This is a genomic window from Mesorhizobium sp. M1322, assembly GCF_040318085.1.
Lineage (GTDB): Bacteria > Pseudomonadota > Alphaproteobacteria > Rhizobiales > Rhizobiaceae > Mesorhizobium.
The window spans coordinates 50449-69351 of sequence record NZ_JAMYLP010000007.1; the positions used below are offsets into that span (position 1 = coordinate 50449).

Here is an 18903-nt window from a genome sequence, read left to right on the forward strand (position 1 = left end):
CGGGAAGGTCGAGTCTCGATCCCAAAGGAGACGCTGGCCGACGCGCACGCCTAGCTGTGGTTGGTCGATGAGGTGAGCGCTGTAGGAGGCGACGATCCCTCCTACCTAGGCTTGTGACAAAGTTGATCGAGCACCTCTCGAAGCGCAGTGGCGGCTTGGTCACGCTCCTCAGCAGACATCAGCTCGGGCTCAGCTTCTAGTCTGAGATGCGGCAGTTCGGTTCGAACGGCGCGATGGGCAGCGACAAGATTGGCCTTCAGATCGATGACGCGATAGCTGGCGACCGGATAGGCGATCCCCTTGACGTGGATGTGCCCCAGTTCGTCGCAGTCGATCATGTCCTTCACTTGCGCAAACGTCTCATAAGAAATGAGCACGGTCCCTGGCTGCGCCTCCTGCTCGAGACGTGAGGCGAGATTCACAGCGCCGCCAATTATCGTGTAATCCATCCGGTCCTCGCTGCCGAAGTTGCCGACAGTGCAGTAGTCGGTGTGGATGCCGATGCGGCAGCGCAGCGGTGTTTCAATTCCAATGTCACGCCAGATTTCGGCAAGTTCGCTCATCCGCTTCTGCATGGCGAGAGCCATCTGCACGCAGGCGAACGCGTCCTCCTTGACGCCGCGAGTCTCCGGATCGCCGAAAAACATCAGGATCGCGTCGCCGACATACTTGTCGATCGTCGCGCCGTGATCCGAAGCAATTTTCGACATTTCCGTCAGATAGTGATTGAGGAGCTGGGTGAGAACTTCGGACTCCATTTTGTCAGTGGTCTCGGTAAAGCCGGCGATATCCGAGAAGCATATCGTCAGCTTCTTCCGCTGGCTGGCGATCCTGACGTCCTGACGGCCAGTGAAGATCGAATTGTAAACCTGCGGCGCCAGGTACTTCGCCAGCTTGCTGGAAAGAACCTCGAGAGCCGCGGATTTCTCGGCGAGGTTCTCCTCCCGTTGCTTCAGCTCGGTGATGTCCGAGTAGACCGCGACTGTGCCGCCGCCGGTGATCCGCCGCTCGCCAATCATAATCCATCGCCCGTCGCCTCGCCGCTGCAACCACGGTTCGCCAGGGTTGCGGTGCCGGGAGAGGCGCTCGGCGACCCATTCCTCTAACCGTCCCTCAGCATCCCTGATATAGCCGCGCTCAGCGGATCGGCGAATGATGTGCTCGAAGGCCGTGCCGGGCGTCAGTTCGATCGCAAGGTCGCTGTAGAGCAGTTCGCGGTAGCGGCTATTGCTAAGGACGAGCCGGTCCTCCGCGTCGTAGAGAGCGAATCCCTCGGAGATGCTTTCGATGGCATCGATGAGCCGCTGACGCGCTTCGGCGACCTCGCGAAGGTTCTTCTCCTCCACCTCGACTGCGGTGTCCCGGAAGAGCCTGAGCGCCTCGGCCATGCGGCCGATTTCGTCATGGCCCGCAGCAGGCAATGGCGCACGAAGATCGCCGCCGGCGATCGCGAGCATGCTTTGGCTCAACCCTCCCAGGCGGGCGACGAGGCTACGGTCGACATAGAGCCACACAAACAGAACGGAACTCAAGAGGCTGAGAACGGCGGAGCCAAGGACAACTCCGGTCCCGTAGCGCTGGACGACCGCGGCTTCGAGACCGGACGCTGCGATCTCGCGGTCTGCCGCGGCGACCAGGCGATCGACGGCAGCGGTAAGACTGCGCGACAGCTGATTGTTTTCGGCCAGAAGCTCTTCGCCCTGCGCAAGGACGGCGAACTCGTCCTGCCGCGTCTTCGGGATGCTGTTTCCGCCGTCGATCAGTGCCTTGAACTCGATGACCCGCTGCTGGAAACGGGTTCGCAGCCTATCGTCGATCTCGTTGGAAATCGTGTCCAGAACGGCGAGTGACCGGCGCAGCGGAAACAGGATCAACGCCAGATCGCCTGGCGTCGGCGCGTCCGCCGTGTCGACCAGCGCGTCATTGACCGCCGAGATCTCCTGCTGCGCCTTCTGCTGCGGGATGTAGGCCGCTATCGATTGGACCAGGTCGGCCGTCGCCTCCGCGCCTCGATCGGACGCGAGCGGCGTGTCGGCCGTGACCGCCCGCCATTGCTGGAGTTTGGAATTCATCACGAGCATGCCGGGCGCCACAAGGCGCTGGCTGGCATTTGTCGTAGCCGACAGGCGACGTAACAGTTCCTCTTTGCGCGCCACCACGGTGAGGCGGGCGGCGACAAGGTCGTCGAGGGCGTTGAGATTGCGCCGCAGACCAAGCACCGCAGCCTCGATCTCAGCCACTACCGCCGTGCGCGGCTTGGCGCCTTTGAGAGCGGCAAGCAGTTCCTCGAGGCGCGTCATCTCTGCCGCGATCGCAGTCGAGACCTCGTTATGCTGAGCCTTGCTGGTCGAAGCAAGTACGGCGGGCGCAGTGGCGGCGACCCGCTCGGCCTGGCGCGACAGCTGGAGGGACGCGAGCGCCGACGGCACACGCTCCTTGGTGATGTGGTCGACGACCTCCCCCACCTCGAGGAAGGCATAAAGAGCGGCTGTTGTCGCGAGCACCGCGAAGGTGCTGATACCGAAAAAAGCGAGCAACAGACGGCCGCGTATGCCGAGACGCTTAAGCATCGCGGCGACGCATTGATTCAGCTGGCGCGGCCAATAGGGTCTGCACAGATTGGCTCAAGGCGATTCGCCGGATCGGTGGTCCATTACTCCAACGGCACGTATTCGCCACCCTTCCAGACATACCATACCCAACTCTGAACAGTGAGGTCGCCCTTATTATCAAAGTCCATACGGCCCAACACAGTGTCAAATTGATTGCCGCGCAGTGATGCAATCACGGCTTGGAGTTCTAGTGAGCCTGCCTTCTCGACCGCCTGCGCCCAAGTCTGGGCGGCACCGTAACTATGCAGCGTCCAGGAATCGGGTTCGAAGTTCTCGGCACGGAATCGTTCGACGACTTTGGCCGCTTCGGCGTTTCGACGTGGGTCGGGGACAAAGGTGAAGAGCGTGCCCTCGGCGGCAGGGCCGGCAATGAGCCCAAACGCCTCAGTCGCCGTATCGTCGCCCGAGATCAGCTGAAGCGAGTAGCCCCGGTCGCGCGCCGCACGGATCATAAGCGCAGCCTCGGTATGATATCCTCCCATATAGAGCACGGCGATATCCGCCCCCTGTAGCCTACTGATCTCGGCCGAGTAGTCGTCTTTCCCGGGAGCGTATCCCTCATAGATTGCTTCGGTCACGTCCCGCTTGTTCAACTGCTTTCTTGTCTCATCGGCGAGACCCTTCCCATAGGTCGTGTTGTCGTGGAGGATCGCGATCTTCTTGTCGCTCCAATGATCGGCCAAGTAGTTGCCGGCCTCGAAACCCTGCGCATCGTCGCGACTGCAGACGCGGAAAACGTTGGCGCGACCTTGTTCGGTCAACATCGGATTGGTCGAGGATGGCGAAATCTGCAGAATTCCCGCCGCCTCGTACACCTTCGAAGCCGGGATCGAGGCACCAGAGCAGTAGTGCCCGACGACGAACACTACACCGTCAGCCACCAGCTTTTGGGCAGCAGCCACCGCTTGCCCGGGATCGCAGAAGTCGTCGACCGTGATGAGCCGCACCTGTTGGCCTAGAACGCCGCCCGCTGCATTGATGTCAGCCACAGCCACCTCTGCGCCGCGCTTCAATTGCGTGCCAGTCCACTCAAGCTTTCCAGTCATCGGGCCTGCGACCCCGATCAGCACCTCCGCCCGCGCAGGACAGCTGAGCGCGGCGGCCGCGAGCGCGACAATAGCTAGGGTGGTGATACGGTGCATGGATGCACCCCAAAGGCCGTAGCTTACGCCAATCCCGTCAGCGCCGACAGCCCTTTTCCGCGAGCGTGGATTGGGTTCCGATCCGAGAGCGTCGCGCGTCTAATGGAAGCGCAAGAGACGCTCTTTGAACTTTGCGCATGATCCTTTCCGGACCGAAGGTCAGCACAGCAAAAGGCCGGCACCGGCCTCCGTGCGTCAGGCGCCGGGCAGTCGGAACCGGTATTCCGTCACATGATGGTAGATCTGGCCCGGCCATAGCGTCGCCTGCGGGAAGTACGGCCGGTTCGGCGCATCCGGCCAGACCTGCGGCTCCAGGCAGAAGCCCGAATAAGCCTTGTAATGAACCGCCCCGAGCCCTGGCGAAGCTGGCGCCAGATACTGGCCGGTATAGAGCTGGACGCCCGGTTCCGTGGTCCACAGCTCCATCTCGACGCCGGAATTCGCGCCTTGCGCCCATGATGCCAGCTTGAGCGCCCCGCGCGTCGAGGCAAGGCAGAAATTCTGGTCGTAGGGGAGCTGCTTGCCCTCGCTCTCCATGCGCAGCGGCCGCGCCTGGCGGAAATCGAACGGCGTGCCGTCGACCGGCATCACGACGCCGGTCGGGATCAGGTCGCCATCGACCGGAAGATAGGCGCCGGCGTTCAGCATCAGCCGGTGATCGAGGACATCGCCGGCGCCGCCGTCGTCCAGGTTGAAATAGGAATGCTGGGTGAGGTTGCACAGCGTCGGCTCTTCGCAGGTGGCGGTCAGCTCGACGCTGAGCGTGCCTGGGATCTTCAACCTGTAGGTGCAGGTCACATCGAGCGCGCCGGGAAAGCCCATGGTGCCGTCGGGATCATGCAGCGTCAGCGTGACAAAATCCCTGCCATGCAGCGAAACCTCCCATGGCCGGTGCGAAAAACCTTGCGAGCCGCCATGCAGTGTGTGCTTGTCGAGGAAGTTGCGCTCGGTCTGGTAGCGCTGGCCGGCGATGGTGAAGCGGCCATCGCCAATGCGGTTGGCATAGCGTCCGACGACGGCGCCGAAGAAGGCCGTATCCGTTTCATAGGGCTCAAAACTGTCATAGCCGAGCACCAGCGGCGCATCGTGGCCGGCCAGGCGCAGATCCTGGATGATGGCGCCCAGCCCGATTATATTGGCGGTGAGACCGCCGCCGCGGATGCTGAAGCGGCGGATGGCTTCGCCCGCTTGCGTCGTGCCGAAAACCTCGCCGTCCTTCATCGTCATGCCCGAAACGCCAGTTGGTTGATCGATCCCCGCCTGGCCTTTCGGGCCGGCTTGGGTCCATTGGCAGTCAACAGACCCTGCCCAATCAGAGGCCGAGGCCGCCGATGCAGACATATTTGGTGTCGAGATAGTCCTCGATGCCCTGATGTCCGCCTTCCTTGCCGAGGCCCGATTCCTTGACGCCGCCGAACGGCGCCTCAGGCGTGGTGATGAGGCCTTCATTGACGCCGACCATGCCGTATTTCAGCCCTTCCATGACCCGGAAGGCGCGGCCGAGATCGCCGGTGTAGAAATAGCAAGCGAGGCCGAACTCGGTATCGTTAGCGAGTGCGATCGCCTCCTCTTCGGTTTCGAACTTGAACACTGGTGCTACCGGGCCAAAGATCTCTTCCTTCATAAAACGCATCGTCGGCGTCGCATCGGCGATCACCGTCGGCTGGAAGAACGAACCGCCCAGCGCATGGCGCTTGCCGCCGGCGATGACCTTGCCGCCCTTGGCGGTGGCGTCGGCGATCAGCTCCTCGACCTTTTCCACCGCCTTCTCGTCGATCAGCGGCCCCTGCTGCACGCCGTCATCGAGGCCGGAACCGACCTTCAGCCCGTTGCTGGCGGCGACGAGCTTTTCGACGAACTTGTCGTAGACACCAGCCTGGACCAGGAAGCGATTGGTGCAGACGCAGGTCTGGCCGGAATTGCGGTATTTGGCGGTGATCGCGCCGGCGACGGCACGCTCGATGTCGGCGTCGTCGAAGACGAGGAACGGCGCGTTGCCGCCGAGCTCCATCGACACCTTCTTGACGGTGACGGACGACTTCTGGATCAGGATCTTGCCGACTTCGGTCGAGCCGGTGAAGGTGATCTTCTTGACCAGCGGGTTGGCGCAGATCTCGTCGCCGATCTCACCGGCGGCGCCGGTCAGGATGTTGATGACGCCTTTGGGGAAGCCGACTTCCTCCGCGAGCGCGCCCCAGGCGAGGCCGGAATAAGGCGTCTGCGACGCAGGTTTGACCACCGCGGTGCAACCGGCGGCAAGTGCTGGGCCGAGTTTGCGGGCCAGCATCGAGGACGGGAAATTCCACGGCGTGATGGCGGCGATGACGCCGACCGGCTCCTTGGTCACCAGGATGCGGCGGTCAGCCCAGGGCGATGGCACGACATCGCCATAGGTGCGGCGGCCTTCCTCGGCGAACCACAATATGTAAGACGCCGCCGAACCGATCTCGCCCTTCGATTCGAACAGCGACTTGCCCTGCTCGATGGTCAGCAGCTCGGCCAGCACGTCCTGGTTGTCCATCATGGCATCATGCAGCTTGCGCAACAGCTTCGAACGCTCGAGCGCGGTGGTCTTTCGCCATGTCTGGAAGGCGGCGTCGGCAGCTTCGATGGCGCGGCGCGTCTCGACCTTGCCCGACTTCGGCACGGTGCCGATCTTGAGGCCGGTGGCCGGATTGTTGACGTCGACCGTCTGGCCGCTGTCGGCCTGCACCCACTCGCCATTGATGAGATTGGCCTGGCGCATGAAATGGCTGGTTTTCTGAAGCATGGTCTAGCCTCCGTTCGGCGCGCTGACGGGCCGCTATCTGGATTTCTTTGGTGGGCGTGCGCAATGGCATCGATGCCGGCACGCCTGGAGCCACTGCTCTTTACCTAGGGCAAGCTCCGCAATCAATCGCAAGATGGCATATAGGGTTTGGGCCAGCTCAAGGCGAGGCCAAGTTGCGCCCGAATTGCTATCCAAACACGCTGCTATCCAAACACGTGGACCACCACCGTCAGCCAGAACGCTGTGGTGACGACCGCACACGCGGTAGCGATGGTCATCTGGTTCGATGCCAGTGCCTGGCCGGTGTTGAACTGCGTCGCAATCAGATAGGAATTGACCCCGGATGGCAGCGCGGCCGCCACGACCGCCACCTTCGCCGACAGCGGCGGCAGGCCAAACAGCCAGACCAGGCCGAGTGCAACGGCCGGCATCAGCAACAGCTTCAGCGCCGACAGCGCCAGCGCCGGCCGCACGTTGCCGGAGATGCCGAAACGGCACAAGCCAAGCCCCATGGCAAACAGCGCGACCGGTCCGGCGATGTTGGCCAACGCATCGACCAGCCGCACGGCCAGCGCCGGCAGTGGCAGGCCGGTGATACGCCATACCCATCCGGCCAGGATGCCGACGATCAGCGGATTGGAGAAAAGCTTTCGAAAGAAACGCCGGACGATGCGCAGCGGATGCACGTGCTCGTCCCCGCGGCCAAAGATTTCAAACAGGATGATCGACGCCATGATCATCGTCGGCAGATGCACGGAAATCAGCAGCGACAGCACTTCGAATCCATTTGGCCCGAAAGTGCCGAGGACGAACGGGATGCCGAGCAGGACGAGATTGGAAAAAGCCGACGACACGCCGCCAACGACCCCGGCACGCGCGTCGCGCCCGAACACCCGCGTGATGACCAGGTGGCCTGCGGTCCACGTGACTGCGGCAGCCGCGAAATAGGCTCCCCAGAACAACCAGGGCGCGGTGCCATGGAAATCGGCGTTGACCATGGTGCGGAACAGAAGCAGCGGCATCGCCACCCCGACGGCGAATTCGGCGATGGCCTCGCCCGCCTCGGCCTTCAGATAGCCAGTGAGCCCGGCCAGATAGCCGAGCGCGACAAGGCCGAAGACAAAAAGGACGGTTTCGATGAGTGGAGACATTTTTCTCCTGATAGGCGAGCCGGGATTGCAGCGCAATCGCTCCGTCTTACGAAGCGGTCTGTTCTCGCAAACAGCCGGGATTGGTCGTGCCTTGTTTTTCAGCCGGCTTTGCCGTCCCTATAGGCGGTCACCGGACTCACCTCCGGTGACCGAAAAAGGACGTCTGATGCTTCGATTTATGCTGGCGCTATTGCTGCTCGTCACTCCCGCGTCGGCCCATGCGACTGAAGCCGGCTGGGCGCTGTTGCGCGACGGTGGACATGTGGTGCTGCTTCGCCATGCCATGGTCACCGGCACCACCGATCCGGCGAATTTCGACATCGAGAAATGCGCGACCCAGGTCAACCTCTCGGTGCGCGGCAAGCAGCAGGCGCGCAAGATCGGCGCGCTGTTCGCCGCGCGCGCCGCGCCCATCGAGCGCATGCTGTCCAGCCGCTATTGCCGTTGCCTCGACACGGCCCGCATCGCTTTCAGGGCGGAACCCGAACCGTTCGCGCCGCTTGACCTGCTGAAGACAGACGCGAGCGAGAAAGCCGCCCAGCTCGAGGCGATCATGAACGAGATCCGCGGCTATTCCGGTTCCGACAATGTGGTCATGGTCACCCATCTGGAGAACATCATGGCGCTCACCGGAATCTCGCCGCGCGAAGGCGAAGCCGTGATCGTCGAGCTGCAAGGCGACGGCCTGCGCGTGCTCGGCCGCGTCACCTTCTAATCTGCGCTGGAGACGGTTGAAGCGTTCGCTAGTGGTGAAAATCTAGCGCTGGTACCCTAAGCGGAATACCGGTTCCGACCTTCTCTGGCACTTATTCGGAGAAAGTTGAAGGGGAAGCCGTGACCCGTTGCGGTCTTTCAGTTGCGAGCGTCGCTTGCTGGAGCTGCGTTAGTCAGTCGGAGGCCAATGGTATTTTTAATGGAACGCTAATATACATAGACGCTCGAACGAGCAGCGGCTGCCAAATACTTGAGGAATGCCATGCGAAGATTAATCTTCACGGCAATGTGTATCGCCACCGCGACAGCCGCTAACGCCCACGATTGGTACGAAGACAAGGTTGACCCACAGACGAAATTCAAGTGTTGCGGTGGTTCTGATTGCCGCGCCATACCTCGGTCTTCGGTGCGGTCCAGGATAGACGGTGGTTACACTTACCTGCCGCATAATTTCATCATCCCACGGGACCGTGTACAGGAATCCCCGGACGGCCAATACCATATCTGCGAGAGTACCTACGTCGTAACTAATCAGCTGTATTGGCGTTGCTTTTTCGCACCTCGTGTCAATATCTCACTACTTCTCCCACGTTAATGATTACTGCGCCTCGCGGCCAGAATCGATATCGGCAAGGTGTGTAGCTGTGGCAAATTCGGTCGCGCCGCTCGCTGCCCGAACGGACGTTCGCGTTCGCTAGACGGGAGAAGCATCGAAAGCACGATGCTGTGGCTGCGCTCAAGATGGCTGGTCATCCCCCTCCCCGTCGATTTCCGCCAGACGGTGGCTGTCCGCTGCGCCATGTCGCGATGTTTCGCCAAGGCCCGGAGCACCTTCACGCAATGAGGAGAGATGGGATGGTTGCGGCATATCGCCGGGAGGTTCCGGCAACCCCTATTGCCCTGGCAGAACAGCCACCCCATCTGCGCCCGGCGTATCAGGCCTTTTCCTGCCCGGAAAAACCGATTAGACAGCGCGCAAACACATGCGGACAGATTCCGCCCGCAACCGAAGGAAAAGCCCTTGTCCACCACGTTCGACAAAGTCGCCAAGATCATCGCCGACACCAGTGAGATCGATATCGACACGATCACCCCTGAAAGCCACACTATCGACGATCTCGGCATCGACAGCCTCGACTTCCTCGACATCGTCTTTGCCATCGACAAGGAATTCGGCATCAAGGTGCCGTTGGAAAAGTGGACGCAAGAGGTCAATGACGGCAAGGCCTCGACCGACGATTACTTCGTCATGAAGAACCTGTGCGCCAAAATCGACGCTCTGGTCGCGGCCAAGAACGCCTGAAATGCTTCAGCCCGCGATCTTGTTGCGCCTTCAAGCCTGACCCACAACGGCCGCCATGAGCTCCCATCACGTCGTCATATCAGGCATCGGCCTTGTCTCTTCGCTGGGCGAAGGTCCGGATGCGCATTGGCGCAAACTCGCCCAGCCCGGCCGGGAACCCGTGCTCGAAGCATCGCGCTTCTCGCCCTATACCGTGCACCCGCTGCCGGAGATCGACTGGAACCTGCAGATCGCCAAGCGCGGCGACCAGCGGCAGATGGAAACCTGGCAGCGGCTCGGCACCTACGCCGCCGGCATGGCGCTCGACGATGCCGGCATCAAGGGCAATGACGAACTCTGCACGACCATGGACATGGTGGTGGCTGCCGGCGGCGGCGAGCGCGACGAGGCGGTCGACGCCGACATTCTCGCCGCGTCCGAAAGCCGCAACGATCGCGACGTGCTGCTCAACGAGAAGCTGACCACCGAATTGCGGCCGACGCTTTTTCTGGCGCAGCTTTCCAACCTGCTCGCCGGCAACATCTCGATCGTCCACAAGGTGACCGGCTCGTCGCGCACCTTCATGGGCGAGGAAGGCGCCGGCGTCGCCGCCGTTGAGACGGCCGCCGCGCGCATCCGCTCCGGCCAGTCGACGCATATCCTGGTCGGCGGCGCCTTCCAGACCGAACATTCCGACATGCTGCTTGGCTATGAACTGGCCGGCTACCTGCATCGCGGCCCCTGGAGGCCGGTCTGGCAGAGACAGGGCCTGGACGGCGGTGGCGTGGTGACTGGATCTGGCGGCGCATTTCTCGTCCTGGAACAGCGCGAACATGCGATCAGCCGCGGGCGAAAGATCTATGCCGAACTCGGCCCGGTCATATCCGGACGCGCGAAACGCCGGCAGGGCGAACTCGATGGCGAGATTGCCGCGCTGCTCAGGCAGGCGGCATTGCCGAACGGCGAGTTGCTGACGATTTCGGGCGCATCGGGTGCCCATACCGCTACTGCCGCCGAGAAATCGGCGCTCGACGCCAATCCGGCGATTGCCGCACGCGGCTTTTCGACGCTGACCGGCCACATGAAGGAAGCGCAGTTTCCCTTCGCCGTGGCGCTGGCGGCACTTGCTGTCGAACGCAAGGCCGCCTACCCGGCTTTTGACCCCGCCACAGAGAAGCCGTTCAACGGCGTTCCCAGGACCGTCCTTGCAACGGCGATCGGCTATCACCAATTCGAGGGCATGGCGTTGGTCAACGTCGCCTAGAGGGTGTCAGGGATAAAAATATGGCCAATCTGAACGACCACATGGGCAGGCCGATCGTCGCCGTCACCGGCATCGGCGTGGTGACGTCGCTGGGCGTCGGCAAGGCCGACAATTGGGCAGCGCTCACCGCGGGCAAGTCCGGCATCCATCCGATCACTCGCTTTCCGGTCGACCATCTGAACACCCGCATCTCCGGCATGGTCGATTTCCTGCCGTCGAGCTCCAAGGGCGCCAGCGTTCTTACCTACGATCTCGCCGAGATCGCCGCGCAGGAAGCCGTGGCCGAAGCCGGCCTTAATTCGGGCGCTTTCGGCGGGCCGCTTTTCCTCGCCTCGCCGCCGGTCGAACTCGACTGGAGCGAGCGCTTTTCGCTCTACAATTCCGACAAGCACGACATCGGCGCCGAACGGCTGCTTCGGGTGGCGCGCGGCTTGAAGGAACTCGACGTCTTCGAGACCACCCAGTTCGGTTCGATCGCCGACCGGCTCGCCGACCGCTTTGGGACGCGCGGCCTGCCGATCACGCTGTCGACGGCCTGCGCCTCGGGCGCCACCTCGATCCAGCTCGGCGTCGAGGCGATCCGCCGCGGCGAATGCGACAGGGCGCTGTCGATCGGCGCCGACGGTTCGGCGACCGCGGAGGCGCTGATCCGTTTCTCGCTGCTTTCCGCGCTCTCCACCCATAACGACATCCCCGAAAAGGCGTCAAAACCCTTCTCCAAGGATCGCGACGGTTTTGTCCTCGCTGAGGGTTCTGGCGCGCTGGTATTGGAATCGCTGGAGGCGGCACTCGCCCGTGGTGCAAACATCCTCGGCATCCTGCGTGGTTGCGGCGAAAAGGCCGACGATTTCCACCGCACCCGCTCGAAGCCGGACGGCTCGCCGGCGATCGCCGCGGTTCGCGCCGCCCTCGCCGATGCCGGCCTGGGCGAAGACGAGATCGATTATGTCAACGCTCACGGCACCTCGACGCCGGAAAACGACAAGATGGAGCACCTGTCGCTGTCGACCGTGTTCGGCGAGCGGATCGGCTCGATGCCGATCTCGTCGAACAAGTCGATGATCGGCCATACGTTGTCGGCGGCCGGCGCCGTCGAGGCCGCATTTTCGCTGATGACCATGCGCGAAAGCGTCATCCCGCCAACCATCAATTACGACAATCCCGATCCGGCGATCGTGCTCGACGTGGTGCCGAACCAGAAGCGCAACGCCGAGGTCGGCACGGTGCTGTCGAACTCCTTCGGCTTCGGCGGCCAGAATACCTGCCTTGTCATGGCGCGGGAACCAGTCTAAGCGGGCCTTTTTCCCGCTCAACAGAACCGACAGGCTCAATGCGCGCATTGCAACTTATCGAGGACCGCCGCCTTGAAACGGTGGACCTGCCGCCTCCGCCGCAGCCTGCGCTGGGCGAAGTGACGCTGCGCATCAAGGCCGTGGCGCTCAACCACATCGACGTCTGGGGCTGGCGCGGCATGGCCTTCGCCAAGCGCAAGCTGCCGCTGGTCGTCGGCGCCGAAGCCTCCGGCGAGGTCGAGGCGGTCGGCCCCGGCGTTTCCAGCCTTGTACCCGGGCAGCTGGTCTCGATCTACGGTGCGCGCACCTGCGGGCTTTGCCGTGCCTGCCGCGAAGGCCGCGACAATCTCTGCGAACATGTCTCGGGCGTTCACGGCTTCCATCTCGATGGCTTTGCGCAAGAGAAGATAAACCTGCCGGCGCGCTTGCTGGTCCCTGCCCCTCCCGGCGTGACGGACATTGGCGCGGCCGTCGCGCCCGTCACCTTCGGCACGGTCGAACACATGCTGTTCGACAATGCCAGGCTGCAGCCCGGCGAAATCATCCTCATCCATGCCGGCGGCTCCGGCATCGGCTCCGCCGCGATCCAGCTGGCGAAGAAAATGGGCTGCACCGTGATCACCACGGTTGGCTCAAACGACAAGATCGACAAGGCGACCACGCTTGGCGCCGACCATGTCATCAACTATCGCGAGGACCGTTTCGAAGGCGTCGTGCGCAAGCTGACGAAGAAGAAGGGCGTCGACGTCGTCTTTGAGCATGTCGGCGCCGACACCTTTGCCGCCTCTATGCTGTGCCTGAAACGCGGCGGCCGCCTGGTGACCTGCGGCTCGACTTCGGGCGTGTCGACGCAGATCAATCTGATGCAATTGTTCCAGCAGCAGCTGAAGCTGCTCGGCTCCTTCGGCTGCCGCATGGAAAACATGGCAGACGCCATGCAGAAAATGGCGGCAGGGCTGGTTTCTCCGGTTATCGACACCGAAGTCGGCTTCGGCGACATCGAGGCCGCGCTGAAGCGCATGGAAGGCCGTGACGTGTTCGGCAAGATCATCCTGCGCGTCGGCTGACCGTGATGTTGCTGTCTAAAAACATCATGGGCTAGGAATGGTCGGCAACGCCTTCAAGAAGCTCCGCCGGGACTTGGCGTTCCGCCACGGCAGACGGCTGCGCCAGTTCAACTACTGGCTGCTTGCGCGCCTTGCGATGACGATGATCTGGGTGCTGCGTCTGCTGCCAGTCGACAGCGCGCTAAATTTCGCCGACCGCTCCGCCCGCCGCATTGGTCCGTGGGTGGGACGCCACAACGTCGCCATCGCCAATCTGCGCAACGCCTACCCGGAAAAGAGCGACAGCGAGATCCAGGCCATCGCGTCCGACATGTGGGGCAACATGGCCCGACTCGCCGCGGAATACATTTTTCTCGACGCCCTGTTCGACTACGATCCCGCCGCGACGAAACCGGGCCGCGTCGAGGTCCGCGGCGTCGATCATTTCGTCGAGATCGCCGGCGAGCAAAAACCGCATATCATCTTCACCGGGCATCTTGGCAACTTCGAACTGCTTCCGGTGGCGGCAGCCACTTTCGGCATGAACATCACGGCGCTGTTTCGTCCGCCCAACAACCCTTACCTTGCCGACTACATCCTCTCGACGCGCCGCTCGACCATGGGCTCGCTTCTGCCCTCCTCGACCGGTGCTTCATTCGCGCTGGCGGCCATTCTGGAGAAAGGCGGCAATATCGGCGTGCTCGTCGACCAGAAATTCTCGAGCGGGCTCGAAACGACATTCTTCGGCCGCCCATGCGAGAGCAACCGGGTTCTGGGCACCCTGGCGCGGCACTATGATTGCGATGTCTATCCGGCGCGCTGCGTGCGCTTGCCGGGCAACCGCTTCCGGCTCGAGATCGAGGACAAACTGACCTTGCCGCGCACCGCCGGCGGCAGTGTCGACGTCCACGGCACCACCCAGCTGCTCAACGACGTGGTCGAGCGCTGGGTGCGCGAGGATCCCGGCCAGTGGATGTGGTTTCACAAAAGATGGGAAATCAGCGGCCCGCGCAGGAAGCGTCAACGGGCGAGACAGCGCGGCGAAGCCGCTTGAGCGGCAGGACAATGGGAGGCAGCGCAGGTGTGAAGCGATTGCCCTGCAACTGTGGATAGTTTCGGCTTGACAGGTGACGGCAGTTATGCTAGGAATTTAAGCATAATGTTGATCCGACGACCCGCCCGCTGAGGCGGGTTTTTTTGTTTCGGTCGGATCGCTCGATGGCGGCCTGACAGCTTGTTTCAAGTTTCGGTCTTTCGGCGCGGCAAGTTTCACCGCCAATCCTTAAGCACGTCCGCAATGAAAGGGCTGTTTGACAGCCACCCCTGGAGAAAAGTGAACCTGATCGGTCAAAGCCTCGCCTCATCGGCCGTAAGTGCGTGCTCTCGCGTGCCGGAGACGATGATCTCGAGGACCTCATGCTCGTCGGTGTTTTTGATGTAGCGATCGCCGACGTTCTCGCCGCGTTTCAGCACCATCACGCGGTCGCCCACAGCGAAGATGTCAACGAGGCGGTGGGAGATGATGATCTGGGCAACGCCCTGCTTTTTCAGTTCCAGCATGGTCTCGAGCAGCCGCTCGGTCGCCATCACCGAGAGATTGGCGGTCGGCTCGTCGAGGATCACCACGCGCGGCTGGAAGGAGATTGCGCGGGCAATCGCCACAGATTGCTGGCGGCCGCCCGACAGGCTCTCGACCTTTTGATAAACGGAGTTCACGTCGACCTTGAGCCGCTTCAGCACGCTGTCGGCTTCCGCGTACATTTTCCGCCGATTGACGAAAAGGCCCCTGCGCGGCCAACGGCCAAGAAAGATGTTCTGACCGACATCCATATTCCCGCAAAGAGCGAAATCCTGGTAGATCATCTCGATGCCGGCGTCGCGGCTTTCGTGCGGGCTCTTGAAGTGCACCGGCTGCCCGGCGACGCAGACCTCGCCGGCGTCGCGCTGGTAGGCGCCGGTCAGGATCTTCATCAGCGTCGATTTGCCGGCCGAGTTGTCGCCGACGAGGCCCAGGATCTCGCCGGGATAGAGCACGAGGTCGACGTTGCGGAGCGCCTGCACCGCACCGAAGGCTTTTTCGATGCCCCGCATTTCTACGATCGGTGCAGGTGTGGTCGGGTCACGCATGGGTGGTCTCCGCCGTTCTTGTGCGCCGTGCGAGGCGCGCCCGCAGGCGGCCGAAGATGTTGGCCTGGCGCACCCAGATGTCGATCAGCACCGCCACGATCAGGATGCCGCCGATGAAGACGTTGATCCAGTGCTGCGGCATGGTGAAGCCCTGGACGTTGAGCTGCAGCAGCGCCCGGATCAGGGTGATCACCGCCGCCCCGGCGAGCGCCCCGATCACGGTGCCGTAGCCGCCGAAGATCGAACCGCCGCCGATGATCACCGAAGCGATGGCGTCGAGCTCGCGGAACTGGCCGGCCACCGGGTTGAAGCTGCGGAAGTAGGCGACGTTGATGATCCCGGCCATTGTCGCGCAGAGCGCCGCCAGCATAAGCGCGAGGAACCGCACCCGGTTGGTGTTGATCCCGGCATAGGCGGCGGCGCGAATGTTGCCGCCGGTCGCATAGACCTTCTGCCCGAATGGCATATAGGCAAGCACGACGCCGGCAATGACGGCGACGAACAGCATCCAGATGGTCTGGACGCTCACCACCTCGGCGATCGAGCGCAGCGGCCCGTCCGGCAGCGAGATGCGGTAGTGCAGCAGGATGTCGTTCACCTTGCGGCCAAGCAGGTTGTAGCCCTCGGGCCAGCCGGTGAGCTGCTGCCCGGCGACGAACCAAGCGGCGAGGCCGCGGGCGATGTAGAACATGCCGAGCGTGGCGATGAAGGCCGGCAGCTTGAAGCCGACGGTGACGATCGCGTTGACGAGGCCGGCGCACATGCCCGCGAGCAGGCCCATCGCCACGGCGGTCACGGGGTCGGCGCCGAGAACTTTGAGAAAATAGGCGGCGGTGCTGCCGGCGAGGGCGAGCACCGCGCCGACGGAGAGATCGATATCGCCGGCGGCGATGACGTAGGTGAGCCCGATGGTGATCAGCGCAAGCTCGGTGTAGTTGAGCAGGATCGCGAAGCTGTTGGACAGGTTCCACCAGTAGTCCGGCCGGAGCGCGAGGCCGGTCAACCACAGGAGCACGGTCAGGATGATGGCGAGCGCGTCGCGCCGGGCGAGGAACTTGCCGAACCCGGTGGCCGACAGCGCCATGTCGGTCGCCATTGCCCCCTTGGTCTGCACTCCCTCGATCGCGATGCCGCCGATCTCGTAGGCCGGTGGCGGCGGCCGGCCGCGGAGCCAGGCCCAGAGGCGCCCTGCCACCTGGCGGCGGATGAGATAGGGCTCGATGAGCACCGCGACGACGAGCAGCAGACCGAGGAACACCGGCACCGCGCCGACCGGCAGCGAGAAGACGGCGTTGACCGTGATCTCCTCGTCGCCGATCTTGATGGTGCGCGTGATCGGCCAACCCTCGCGCAACACCTTGTCGAGCAGCACTACCAGCAGGGCGCCAAGGCAGGATCCGGCGACCCGGCCGCGGCCGCCGAGGATCGAGGCGCCGCCGATGATCACGGCGGCAATGACGATCAGTTCACCACTGACGCCGTAGAGGGGCGTCACGCCCTTGTCCTGGGCAGCTGACATCAGGCCGGCTAGCGCGGCGCAGAGCGAGGAGATCAGGTAGGCTCGGATGCGCACCCAGTTGGTCGGGATGCCGGCATAGGACGCCGCCTGCTCGTTGCCGCCGGTGGCGAAGGTCTCGTATCCCCAGCGCGTCTTGGCGAGCACATAGGCGCCGATCACGGCGACAACGACGAAGATCACAATCTGATTGTTGAAGCCGAGGAGGTTAGTCTCGCCGAGGTGAAAAAAAAGCGGATAGCCGGTCGCCTTGGCAGGATAGTAGATCGCCTGGCCGTGAGTGAGCGCCAGCACGAAGCCACGGCCGATGAAAAGTATCGTAAGCGTGGCGATGAATGCAGGCACTTTCAGGATGGTGACGAGCACGCCATTGACGAGACCGATCAACACACCGAGAAGCACGCAGAGGATCACCGAGGGGACGATGCCGAGGTCAAGAAAACTCGGCGCGAACAGCCTGGCGAAGACGACGGCGACTAGGCCGTAAGTTGAACCGACCGAAAGATCGAGGTCCTTATTGACGATGACGAAGGTCACACCGACCGCGATGATGGCAACCCGCGAGGTGTCGCGGAGCAGCGAGTGAAACGCCCCTGTTGACCCGAAGAACGCGGGATTGACGAGAGCGCCGCCGAGATAGAGCAGCAAAAGCAAGGCAACGAGCCCCACCTCCCAGCCGCCGACAATCTGGGACGGCGCACGGCCGAGTGATGTGGTCGCGGTAAGCGCCATGGTCTCTTCTGGTCGATTTCCCTGCTGCCGCATTGCGGGAGAGCTTGCGCCCTCCCGCAATGATTTCAGACGTTCCGAGCGGCCTCAGTTCTCGAAGCGCTTGCCGACTTTCTCGACGGTCTCCTTCGTCACCAGTTGGGCGCGTGTGTCGAGGTTGGACGCCGCGATGCCGCGATCGATCTCCAGATAGAGTTGCATGACCGGCCAGAAGCCCTGCAAGAACGGCTGCTGCCCGAGCGCGCCGGTCAGATCGCCGCTCTTCATCGCATCCTGCTGGGCCGGGCCGAGGTCGAAACCGTAGGCGCAGATCTTGCCGGTCAGTCCGGTCTGAGCGACGGCCTTGGCAAGCGCCGGCGTGAACACGTTGTTGCCGGCGAACGCGCCAACGACGTCGCCTCGCGATTCGAACAGCGTCACGATGCCGTTCACCGGATCATTCGGATTGGTGTCGATACCGGTGTTCTCCGGACCCGCGTCGACCTTGAAGGCATCAAGCTTGCCGGCATCCTTCAAGCCCTTGACGATGGCGTTGAAAGCCGAAGTGACGCGGTTGTTCACCTCGATGTTGCCCATTGCGGTCGACGACGGCAGGACGATCGAACCCTTCTCGATACCCTTGTCCGCGAGGCACTTGACGAGCGCCTCGCCGGCGATTGCGGCAGCGGAGGCGTCCTGGCCGGTGTGGCCGATGCCGCTGCGGTTGAGGAGCGTGCCGTCAAAGGAATTGGTCGTAGCGACCGGTATGCCCTTCGCCTCGGCGGCCTTGACGATGTCGTTATAGGCGCCGACCTGGGGCGTTGTCATGATCAGCCCGTCGATCGTCGGATCCTGCACGATCTGGTTCAGGATTTCGATCTCGCGGGCAGGGTCGTCGGTCGGCGATTCCGAGCCGAGCAGCAGGACCTTGGCGCCGATCAGGTTGCCGGCGACGGTCGCGCCGACGTAGACCGGATCGAAGAAGCCATTGCCGGCAGTGTGTGTCACGATAGCGAATGTGAGGTGACCATCGGCCGAATGGAAGTCCTTGGTACCGGGGGCCTCCTTTGCGGCTTCTTCGAAGCTGTAGCCGCCGACCGCCTTATCGACGCCGCCCGATTGTGCGTAGGCGTTCGATACGCCGAGCGATAACGCCGCGGCACCCGCCGCGAGCGAGAAAATACGTTTCATGATTATCCTCCCTTGCAACCAACGGTCGGAAGCCGTTCAGGCGCACTATTCAGGGATTCCGAATGCTTCCTCCCACCCGGTATATTCT

The 18903-nt window shown here is 62.9% G+C and carries 14 protein-coding genes; 6 read left to right on the forward strand and 8 right to left on the reverse strand.

Going from position 1 to position 18903, the window contains the following annotated elements; translation table 11 throughout:
• Positions 1–101: 101 nt before the first annotated feature.
• The 5 genes from NKH12_RS04590 to NKH12_RS04610 form a co-directional block, all read right to left on the reverse strand.
• Complete coding sequence (locus NKH12_RS04590; protein ID WP_352952030.1) at positions 102–2570, reverse strand: adenylate/guanylate cyclase domain-containing protein; 2469 nt, start codon at positions 2568–2570, stop codon at positions 102–104.
• A gap of 83 nt (positions 2571–2653) precedes the next feature.
• Positions 2654–3754 (reverse strand): branched-chain amino acid ABC transporter substrate-binding protein, encoded by a 1101-nt coding sequence (locus tag NKH12_RS04595; RefSeq protein ID WP_352952031.1) that lies wholly within the window; start codon positions 3752–3754, stop codon positions 2654–2656.
• A 195-nt stretch (positions 3755–3949) separates the two neighbouring features.
• Entirely contained in the window at positions 3950–4981 is a 1032-nt protein-coding gene (locus NKH12_RS04600; RefSeq protein WP_352952032.1) for an aldose epimerase family protein, read from the reverse strand.
• 85 nt (positions 4982–5066) lie between these two features.
• Positions 5067–6524, reverse strand: coding sequence for an NAD-dependent succinate-semialdehyde dehydrogenase (locus tag NKH12_RS04605; RefSeq protein WP_352952033.1), 1458 nt, complete (start codon positions 6522–6524; stop codon positions 5067–5069).
• Between the two features lie 203 nt (positions 6525–6727).
• Positions 6728–7675 (reverse strand): AEC family transporter, encoded by a 948-nt coding sequence (locus NKH12_RS04610; RefSeq protein WP_352952034.1) that lies wholly within the window; start codon positions 7673–7675, stop codon positions 6728–6730.
• A 166-nt stretch (positions 7676–7841) separates the two neighbouring features.
• Here NKH12_RS04610 and NKH12_RS04615 point away from each other — a divergent pair, with 166 nt between their 5' ends.
• The 6 genes from NKH12_RS04615 to NKH12_RS04640 all read left to right on the forward strand — a co-directional run bounded on the left by NKH12_RS04615 (position 7842) and on the right by NKH12_RS04640 (position 14327).
• A complete protein-coding gene (locus tag NKH12_RS04615) occupies positions 7842–8390 on the forward strand; it encodes a histidine phosphatase family protein (RefSeq protein WP_352952035.1) in 549 nt (182 codons plus the stop codon).
• Positions 8391–9410: 1020 nt separating this feature from the next.
• Positions 9411–9692 carry an acyl carrier protein gene (locus NKH12_RS04620; RefSeq protein WP_006335407.1) on the forward strand — a complete coding sequence of 94 codons (282 nt, stop codon included), beginning with the start codon at positions 9411–9413 and terminating at the stop codon, positions 9690–9692.
• A gap of 55 nt (positions 9693–9747) precedes the next feature.
• Positions 9748–10935 carry a beta-ketoacyl-ACP synthase gene (locus tag NKH12_RS04625; protein WP_352952036.1) on the forward strand — a complete coding sequence of 396 codons (1188 nt, stop codon included), beginning with the start codon at positions 9748–9750 and terminating at the stop codon, positions 10933–10935.
• Positions 10936–10955: 20 nt separating this feature from the next.
• Entirely contained in the window at positions 10956–12227 is a 1272-nt protein-coding gene (locus NKH12_RS04630; protein ID WP_352952037.1) for a beta-ketoacyl-ACP synthase, read from the forward strand.
• A 38-nt stretch (positions 12228–12265) separates the two neighbouring features.
• The gene (locus NKH12_RS04635) at positions 12266–13294 is read left to right on the forward strand and encodes a zinc-binding dehydrogenase (RefSeq protein WP_352952038.1); all 1029 of its coding nucleotides are present in this window, start codon (positions 12266–12268) and stop codon (positions 13292–13294) included.
• Positions 13295–13331: 37 nt separating this feature from the next.
• On the forward strand, positions 13332–14327 hold the full coding sequence (locus NKH12_RS04640; protein ID WP_352952039.1) for a lipid A biosynthesis lauroyl acyltransferase: 996 nt from the start codon (positions 13332–13334) through the stop codon (positions 14325–14327).
• Positions 14328–14620: 293 nt separating this feature from the next.
• On the opposite strand, the gene NKH12_RS04645 is transcribed toward NKH12_RS04640, so the two are convergent.
• From NKH12_RS04645 to NKH12_RS04655, 3 genes are all read right to left on the reverse strand, one after another.
• Complete coding sequence (locus NKH12_RS04645) at positions 14621–15400, reverse strand: ATP-binding cassette domain-containing protein (RefSeq protein WP_352952040.1); 780 nt, start codon at positions 15398–15400, stop codon at positions 14621–14623.
• On the reverse strand, positions 15393–17648 hold the full coding sequence (locus NKH12_RS04650; RefSeq protein WP_352952041.1) for an ABC transporter permease: 2256 nt from the start codon (positions 17646–17648) through the stop codon (positions 15393–15395). The genes NKH12_RS04645 and NKH12_RS04650 overlap by 8 nt, the downstream gene beginning before the upstream one ends.
• Positions 17649–17732: 84 nt before the next feature.
• Positions 17733–18815, reverse strand: a complete 1083-nt coding sequence (locus tag NKH12_RS04655; protein ID WP_352952042.1) for a substrate-binding domain-containing protein — start codon at positions 18813–18815, stop codon at positions 17733–17735.
• Positions 18816–18903 lie beyond the last annotated feature (88 nt).